General features: G+C 37.0%; 7 protein-coding genes. 2 read left to right on the top strand and 5 right to left on the bottom strand.

Going from position 1 to position 8,557, the window contains the following annotated elements; genetic code table 11:
- Positions 1–310: 310 nt before the first annotated feature.
- Entirely contained in the window at positions 311–1,591 is a 1,281-nt protein-coding gene (locus ACOMCU_RS11510; protein WP_010858042.1) for an oligosaccharide repeat unit polymerase, read from the bottom strand.
- 284 nt (positions 1,592–1,875) lie between these two features.
- Here ACOMCU_RS11510 and ACOMCU_RS11505 point away from each other — a divergent pair, with 284 nt between their 5' ends.
- Both ACOMCU_RS11505 and ACOMCU_RS11500 read left to right on the top strand, forming a co-directional pair.
- Complete coding sequence (locus tag ACOMCU_RS11505) at positions 1,876–3,672, top strand: S-layer homology domain-containing protein (protein ID WP_010858041.1); 1,797 nt, start codon at positions 1,876–1,878, stop codon at positions 3,670–3,672.
- Complete coding sequence (locus ACOMCU_RS11500) at positions 3,602–3,772, top strand: S-layer homology domain-containing protein (protein WP_080647627.1); 171 nt, start codon at positions 3,602–3,604, stop codon at positions 3,770–3,772. The genes ACOMCU_RS11505 and ACOMCU_RS11500 overlap by 71 nt, the downstream gene beginning before the upstream one ends.
- On the opposite strand, the gene ACOMCU_RS11495 is transcribed toward ACOMCU_RS11500, so the two are convergent.
- The 4 genes from ACOMCU_RS11495 to ACOMCU_RS11480 all read right to left on the bottom strand — a co-directional run bounded on the left by ACOMCU_RS11495 (position 3,754) and on the right by ACOMCU_RS11480 (position 8,519).
- Positions 3,754–3,876, bottom strand: a complete 123-nt coding sequence (locus ACOMCU_RS11495) for an N-acetylmuramoyl-L-alanine amidase peptidoglycan hydrolase LytC (RefSeq protein ID WP_010858040.1) — start codon at positions 3,874–3,876, stop codon at positions 3,754–3,756. The two genes, ACOMCU_RS11500 and ACOMCU_RS11495, sit on opposite strands and share 19 nt — an antisense overlap.
- A 110-nt stretch (positions 3,877–3,986) precedes the next feature.
- Positions 3,987–5,894, bottom strand: coding sequence for an N-acetylmuramoyl-L-alanine amidase (locus ACOMCU_RS11490; protein WP_010858039.1), 1,908 nt, complete (start codon positions 5,892–5,894; stop codon positions 3,987–3,989).
- Between the two features lie 315 nt (positions 5,895–6,209).
- Entirely contained in the window at positions 6,210–7,154 is a 945-nt protein-coding gene (locus tag ACOMCU_RS11485; protein WP_421050247.1) for an NlpC/P60 family protein, read from the bottom strand.
- A 282-nt stretch (positions 7,155–7,436) separates the two neighbouring features.
- A complete protein-coding gene (locus ACOMCU_RS11480; RefSeq protein WP_421050246.1) occupies positions 7,437–8,519 on the bottom strand; it encodes an S-layer homology domain-containing protein in 1,083 nt (360 codons plus the stop codon).
- Positions 8,520–8,557 lie beyond the last annotated feature (38 nt).

Genomic DNA, 8,557 nt, shown 5'->3' with positions numbered 1-8,557 from the left:
CTCTGAAAGGGGATAATATCACTCTGTATTTGAGACGGCTTTTTTTCAAATAGAAATATCTATATAAACCCGTTGATTTCCGCTACGGCGGACGCTTTTCGCGGGCACGGCTTCAGTCTCCTCGTCGCTACACTCCACTAGATGAAAGGTCAAAGCAGTTATTTGCTTACACATTTTCACTTTTATCCCCATCAATTTCTGATTTATCGACTAACTTTTTAATTTTATCGATTACTTTTTTTAATTTATCGACCAAATTTCTTCATTTATCGAAAAAGGACCATCCTATTCAGGACAGTCCTTTCCGGTGTTAATATTGAACTTTTCTTTTATCCGTTTTAATAATTGCAGATGCAATTATTACAAAACCAAGCATTAATATAAAGATCAAATCAAGTAAACCTGTGTGCATTGATACTGTAAATAATGTAATCACAAACGCATAGGCTACCGAGTGGAAGCTACGAATACCACCTTGCTTCACTTTATTATAGATTAGAGAAATTAATACACCGTATAATAAGAAGCCAATCGCTACAAGCGCATAGCCACCATCTAGGAACAGTTGCCCAATAAATGTAGGCGTCGTTGTTCTCGTTGGGCGTGTGATATATTTACCTTCTTCTACACTTAAAGAGTTAACAACCTCAGTGACCTTCATACGCGGTGAAATTTGCTCACCAGGTAAAATGGTATTGAAGATTCCGCCATGAATCTCTCCATTTAGGTAACCTTCCTCTTGTGTATACTCTATAATTTTACTTAAAACAATATGTCCCGTAACACTTTCACCATTCAATGAACGCATCCATTTAGGTGTTAAATTTACCTTTTGCTCTACTGTCAAAAGTTTTTCTTTATCTGTTTCAGATAGCTCAACATCTGGTTGATCGCGATTATTGAATTCCTTTGTTGTATCCTCTGTCATAACGCGCAGGAACCCAAACATTGAAAACGCTACACCTATAACTAATAATGCTGTTAGGAACCAAGTTAATTTCACACGTTTCACAACATAGTGGAAAATAATAATACCTGTAAATAGCATAATGATTAATGGTGTACGATAACCCATTAATAAGAATAAAAACATGACAACAGCAAAAATCGAGCCATATACTAATGCTTTTTTCCATGTCATATGCTTTTCTAAAATCATTTTGTACGATAATAACAATAGAATCCCATACCATAGCAATTGGCTAAAGAAGTTTAGTTTTGGATCAAGATTACGGCGATTGGATTCATCCGAAATCCCTAAACCTCCACCAAAAATCATCATTAAATAGGAAGCTAAGCCGATTAATGTTAACAACACAACAAAGTGAATCACATATTTACCTAAGAATGATAATCCGAATGACGGGATTGTCCATTGTAATTTATCAATAATATACACGCCGATATAGTAACACACAAGCGCTACTAGCACAGCTGGTAAAATTGATACGCGCACATTAAATAAATCAAATCGATGAAAATCGAACAGACTTGTGAAGAAATAAAGCACTAATATAAAAGGTAAAAAGAAATACGGTGAAAACGTATCAATCTTGTTAACCTTTGTAAAAACTTGTTTCAGTTTATTCATACATGTAATACATCTAATATATCTAATTAGATGTTATTGCCCTCCTCTATCATGAATCAATAGTCACTAAACACTATTATATTCTTTAGTTTTCCCTACAAAACAAAGGTTATTATATCATAAAAATAGATAGACTTATAGAAAGGATTTAATTGAATTTACATAAAAAAACTCAATAATTTCTTTTTTACCTAAATATACACGAATCCCCCATTATTTAGTTGTAATATGTATAGTAGTCATACAAATTTTTAAAAAACAATACTAAACAAGGATGTCGATTTTTGAAAAAATTATTTGTTTCACTATTTGTAACCGGCGCTTTCTTGCTTGTAACCATCTTCTCGTCTTCACAAGCACTAACAGCAACACAGAAAATCGGTGTCGTTTTCTCGGAAAGCAGCGAGAAATATGCCAATACGACACACCCTGGTGGTACATATGAAGGACAAGCTGTATCTCCTAAGGTCGACTATAGCTCAACATACAACAAAGAGCTAAAGGCATTTTTCCTCTATCAACAGCAGGGCTTCAATGTAGAAAAAATTTATGAAAAGGACTTAAACAACTTAGAGGCTTTAAGTCAGTACGACGCAATCGTCTTTGCATATACAGTGATGATGAACCATCAACAACGCGAAAATGTCAAAATGTACGTACGGAATGGTGGTGGGGCGATATTCGCCTTCCAAACAGCTCGTAACGAGTCAACAAAATTTCCAAAAGCTGGCCAAATGGATTTATCCCCTTTAATCTATGATGTCGATTCCTGGGTAATGGAGTGGGATAACCTAACGGAAGTATTCAATGCGCGCTTTATTGACGATATTGTGCTAGGGAACTCTACTGTAAGCAATACAAATACAGTACACCCTATCATTCAAAACGCGACAAAAGAGCTTGGCAAAAGCAAACTTAATCTGACAAAATCAGACCAGGAGTGGGTTGAAATCATCAAGCCCTGGCAAGGTAGCACAGCAACACCTATTTTATATTTTTCAAATTACGATTACACGAGTAAGCCACAAACAATGAAGAAAAATGAATTTGGTGCTGCTCACGCCATTGAATATGGTAAAGGTCGCGTCGTTCAAATAGGTTTTAAAATCTTTGATTATATTAGTGTTGATGCAAAAGCAGATTGGCAGGACAACGAAAATGGAGTTGCCTACACGACAACGCGTGGTGACAATGACGCAAAAGTATTTATGAAGCACGCTTTAAACTGGACTACTGAAGATCATAAAGGCAATACACCTCGCCACTATAAACTTTCACTGTATTCTGGTGGTGTGCAAAGCTATGTAGCTCCATCTGGTCGATTTGTTTTCTATTCCACAGTAACCGTGAAAAACAACGGAAATGTGCCATCTCGTGGGACATTAAAAGTGGAAATTATAGATACAAACGGTCATGTTGTCGGTCAGGGACATGAACGTTATATCCCAGGTCTAGCGGCCGATGCTACAACGGATAATGCTGACCGAAAAGATATTAGTACCCACTCTGAAAAATATCAAATATTTATGCCTGGTAATTTAGCTGCTGGTACGTATACGATTCGTACATCTTTTATTGAAGGCCGTGATGATCGTAAAAATGTTGACGAAAAGTTCGCAACGATTGCAGAAATTAAAACGCTCACACGCACAAAAGGTTCCAAGAAGGCAACAATTGCTGCAGTTCCAATGTTCCAAGATGTAGCAACTTCAAATAGTGGCTACTATGATATTAAAAATTTACACGCCCTTGGCATTATTAAGGGCAGTAATGGGAAATTCAATCCACAAGGGACAATAACACGCATGCAAGCCACTGAAATGGTCTTACGTGCCCTAGGCATTACCGCTTCAAGTTCAACTTCAATGAATGCTAGTGACATGAAATCTAGTGATTACGGTTACGCAGTATTAGCAACGGGTTTACGCTACGGGATTATCTCCTTAGAAAATGGAAAAATGAACGCCCATCAGCCATTGTCCCGCGCTGATATGGCACGTGCTCTTGTCAATGGCTTTAAGCTACAAGGCATTGCTAACAATACCTTTTCAGACGTTCCTACTAAGCCATGCTTATTATAAAGATATCCAAGCCCTATATGCATTGGGTATAACAACAGGTTATGCAGATAACACATTTAAGCCTAGCGGTATTGTTACACGTCAAAATATTTCACCGTAGTTGGCATCCGTAAGATCAACGCGATCTTGTCGTGATGAATACGTATCACTTGTACTTGTCATCAATACTTTTGCACCTGCCGCCTCAAGCTTTTGAGAAGCCAAGTTGTGCAGCACGTTCTACATAACCGGAAAGTTCTGTGAATTCCTTTTCATTGATAGTACTAATCAAAAAAAGCTACATAGTTCACATTGAACCATGTAGCTCTTGTTATTTATTGTTTTGCGTAATATTGAGAAATACCTTTATAGATTGATTCTGCAAATAACTCAACATATTGATCGTCCGTCATTTTGCCACGATCTTCACTATTTGTTAGGAAGCCTAGCTCGACTAAAATTGCTGGAATTAATGTGTTACGAATAACATAGTATTGTTGCTCTTTTACACCACGATTTTTCATATTTAAGTTTGTCACAATTTGATTGTTTACAAAAGTCGCTAAATCAATATCTTCCTGATACATATCTCCTGTTGAAATAGCATAATATGTTTCAGTGCCTTGTGCTGAAGTGCTTGATGCTGAGTTGACATGGATACTTACAAAGATTTCACCGAAGTTTGCATTCGTAAAATCAACGCGATCTTGTAATGATGGATACGTATCGCCTGTACGTGTCATCTTTACTTGTGCACCTGCCGCTTCAAGTTTTTGCTTTACAAGTGTAGTCACTTTTAATGTAATGGATTTTTCTGAAGTTGAACCCACTACAGCACCTGGATCCTTACCACCATGTCCAGGGTCAAGGATGATAATACGGTTTTTCAACGGACTACCTTGATTTAATAGCTTTAAGTAGGATTTGTGCACATAACCTGTTTGACCTTCATAAGTAATTTGTGCCCAGTAGCCACTTAAGCTGTTCACATGCACGTATTCACCCTTGTTTAGTTTGCCTAATACCGTAGAAGTAGAGTTTGCTTCTTTACGTACGTTTAAACTACCAACAGTTGCACGCCCTAGTAAATCACCTGATACAGGTGGAGTTGGCGGATTTGGATCTGGATTTGGATCTGGCTTAGGTTGTTCCACTTCAACGTCCTCTGTACTGTTTGCTACAATATATCCTGGCAAACCATTTACTACAGTTAAATAGTAGCCATTAACCGTCTTATAGACAGGTAACTTCACTTTACTATTAACGGTTGAAATAATTTTTGAGGAAGAAGTCGCTTTCACATACACATTAATACCTTGTGTAGTTGTTACTTGTTTTTGGATATTACCTAATGCATTACCGTCCGCATCTAAAAACTGTGCGTACGTTTTATAAATATATGCGTAAGCACCTTTATACGTTACTTTTAACCAGTCTCCTTCAACAGCATAGACTGATAGTTTACCGCCTTTATTGACAGTGCCTACCACATTGGTACTAGAAGTAGAATCTTTTGATTTACGAATATTTAAACCATCTGTCGTTACTTGAACTAAGCCAATAACCTGTTTTGTATCTGGGACAGCATCACCCTTAACAGGTAGCTCTAAACGATATTTTTCACTTTTTGCACGTGCTACGAATAAGGCAAATTGCGCACGTGTTACTTGGCTATTCGGATTATAATTCTGTCCGCTTCCTTTTGTAATACCATTATAGTAAATCGTATTAATATATTGAACGTAAGGATGCGTAATACCAACGTCCACAAATGGAGAATCTATATTGTCATAGGCACTAGCATCAAGCTTAAATGCTTTTGTTAGAACATAACTCATTTCATCGCGTGTTAAAGGTTTGTTCGGTAAAAATTGACCTTTTGTATTTGTTGCGAAGAAACCTAATTGAACCGCACGTTCTACGTAGCCGGAAAGCTCAGTACCTACTGCTACATCTGAAAAGTTTGACTTGCTAACAACTAATGGTTTGTTCCCTGAGGCAACTACAACCATTTTTGCTACTTGTCCACGTGTAACATTATTATATGGTTTATATAACGTTTTCCCGTTTTCCGTATAGCCTTTAATAACACCTAAACTAACTAAATAATTGATCTCTTCATAAGCTTCATGCTTTGGGGAAATATCATCAAAACCGCCACTTGCATTTGCACTATGTATAGTAAACATAGAAGCTGAAATGAATAAGACGCATAATATAAGACTGATTTTTTTGAGGTACAATGTCTTATTTCCTCCCTTCCTGTTCTCGTGTTTCATTTTAACAAAAATACACAGCCAAAACTATCATACGAATGTAACTTTTCTACTGTTTTTTACATATCCCCTCCCTTTTCTATAAAGTGGAATTAATCGTTGCAGTGACTTTCACCACTTACAAACGATGAAAAGTTGACCCAATCAGATGGGACAACTATTTCATAAAAAGAAGAGAGCCTGCAAGTGCAAACTCTCATCCATTTATACATTATTTAAAAGAACTTCCTTGCAATACTTCAAAATAAACGTAGCCCTTGTTTAATTTGAAGTGGAAATATATTATTTCTTTAATTGTTTTGCGCGTTCAATAAATGTTTCAAGCTGAGAAATTTTTAACATTTCATTATAACCGAAGTTGCCGTTATCTTTACCAGCAGTGATTCCATTTGTTGCAATAATTGAAATATACTCAGTCGCCCAGTAGTTTTCAGGAACATCTGCAAATGTTACAACTTCACCTTGATGCTCAAGACCAAAAGCTAGTACTAATACTTTTGCAATTTGTGCGCGTGTCATTGGTGAAGATGGGTTAAACTTCCCATTGTCATCTCCTTCAAAGATACCTAACTTCGCTACAGCAGCAATCGCACCAGCATGCGCATATGTTGGTTTTACATCTGTGAATTTTGTGTTTTTATCAGATGTATCTAAGTTTAAAGCTTGAGCAAGTTGCACAGCTACTTCAGCACGTGATGCATACACTGTAAAATCAATTGCTGCGTCCTTTACTTCAGCTGTCGCTACTTTTGTTACTTCTGCTTGTTGCGCCGTATCAAATGTTGCAACGCGTTTTGCGCCAATGTATCGAGAAGACCAATAATATGGATCGTCTACACTTGAATAACTAACACCTTTTCCTGTTTGAGAGTGAATCATTTTACCGTCACCTATGTATATAGCTACATGTGAGATACCACTACCACTCGTGTTAAAGAAAAGTAAATCTCCTACTTGAAGATCGCTTTTTGCTACCGCAGTGCCTTGCTGATATTGTGAGCCTGACGTACGGTTAAGTTTAATACCTAAATCTGAAAAGACTTTAGAAGTAAAGCCTGAGCAATCTAGTCCGCTTGTAGTTGTACCTCCATATGAATATGGAATACCTAAATATTTAGTCGCTGTATCAGTGACTTCAGATGCAGTCGCTGCCTCAGCGTTGTCTATTGGAGTTGCTGAAAATATCATAAAAGATGCAAAAATCGGTAATAACCATTTCTTATTCATACTTTTGTTATACCCCTCTCGAAGAACTTTTTTGCCTATACATAGACTATCACAAATGTTAGTATTTTAATTTTTCAATTGTGTAACGGTTTTAAAAACAGAAAAAAGTGCTGATATACCAACGTTTTGAGGTTTATCAGCACTAATAATTGGTTATTAAATTATGGTTATTTCGGTCTTTTGTAACATTCCTGTAATATTAGAGATGGTTTGTTACAGGAAATTCTGCTTCTATGTAATTTGATTCAGTTGGCATAACAGTAACTAAATCAAGTTATTAACTTATTGGCTAGAAAATAATTGCACCCAATAGTAATTTCCTTTGCTATCTTCTGCAATGGCTACACCCGTGTTTGTATAATGTTCGCGTAGTATGTTTTCACGGTGCGTTGGAGAAGCCATCCATGCTTTCACAGCCGCTTGAGGAGTTGGAATATTTCTGCCAATGTTTTCTCCTAAGCTTGTATATGGATAATCGAATAATGTCGCTAAATCCCATGGTGCGCCGTAGTAAGGGGATTCATGCTCAAAATAATGTCGATTCACCATATCCTGTGCCTTGATAACAGCGACTTGTGTTAAAGCTGCATCATAGCTAAGTGGTTGCAGTTTTTGCTTCTGTCTTTCTATATTAATTAAACGAATAACTTCATTAGACATCGTCGATGAAAAATTAACAGTCGGGATATATGTCTTTGATAAATAATCATAGGCAACTTCAAAATTTTCCACCTTATTTGTAAAAGTAAGGCTACGCTCAATCAAAGTAGCAAATTGCGCTCGTGTAATCATGAGGTTTGGTGCAAAATGCTGTGCGTTTACCCCTTGAATAACGCCAACATCAGCTAATGATTCAATATAGTCCTTGGCCCAATGTGCTTCGTTAACATCACTAAATTTGCTTTTGTTGGTTGAATCAACCTCGATATTATAGGCAAGTGTTAACATTTTAGCAATATGCATGCGCTTTAAGGGAGAATCAGGATTGAAGCAATCGCCATTTTGTAAAATACCCAATTCAACTAATGCACAAATCTCCTTGTAATACTGGTGATTGGCAGGTACATCTTCAAAATTAGGTGAAAAAGAACTATCCATCTTGAGCTGCATAGACCGTGCAATCGCAGCAGCTGCCTCAGCCCTTGTAATTGTCTGTTCAGGCTTAAAAGACCCATCCTGATAGGTTGTCATATATTGCTTACCTAACATATGTTGAATCGAGTTACTTGCCCAATGTGTTGCTGGGACATCCTTTGCGACCTCTGCCGCCAACGCTGCCTCTGATGACTTCAACAGAGATTCAGCATATGGTGTAGCCTGCAAAACAAGTGATAATACGACAATACTTGATACTTTTTTGAACATCGCTACCTCCCCTTTATGTACTAATTTTTTTTCTGTAT

It is taken from the genome of Lysinibacillus sp. UGB7 (assembly GCF_049058285.1).
Classification (GTDB): domain Bacteria; phylum Bacillota; class Bacilli; order Bacillales_A; family Planococcaceae; genus Lysinibacillus; species Lysinibacillus sphaericus_B.
This window is presented reverse-complemented; position numbering and strand designations above follow the sequence as displayed.

What these genes read in the sequence shown, in the direction of transcription:
- ACOMCU_RS11510 (WP_010858042.1), bottom strand. Translation starts at nt 1,591, where the DNA reads ATGAATAAACTGAAACAAGTTTTTACAAAGGTTAACAAGATTGATACG.
- ACOMCU_RS11500 (WP_080647627.1), top strand. Translation starts at nt 3,602, where the DNA reads ATGGCTTTAAGCTACAAGGCATTGCTAACAATACCTTTTCAGACGTTC.
- ACOMCU_RS11485 (WP_421050247.1), bottom strand. Translation starts at nt 7,154, where the DNA reads ATGAATAAGAAATGGTTATTACCGATTTTTGCATCTTTTATGATATTT.
- ACOMCU_RS11480 (WP_421050246.1), bottom strand. Translation starts at nt 8,519, where the DNA reads ATGTTCAAAAAAGTATCAAGTATTGTCGTATTATCACTTGTTTTGCAG.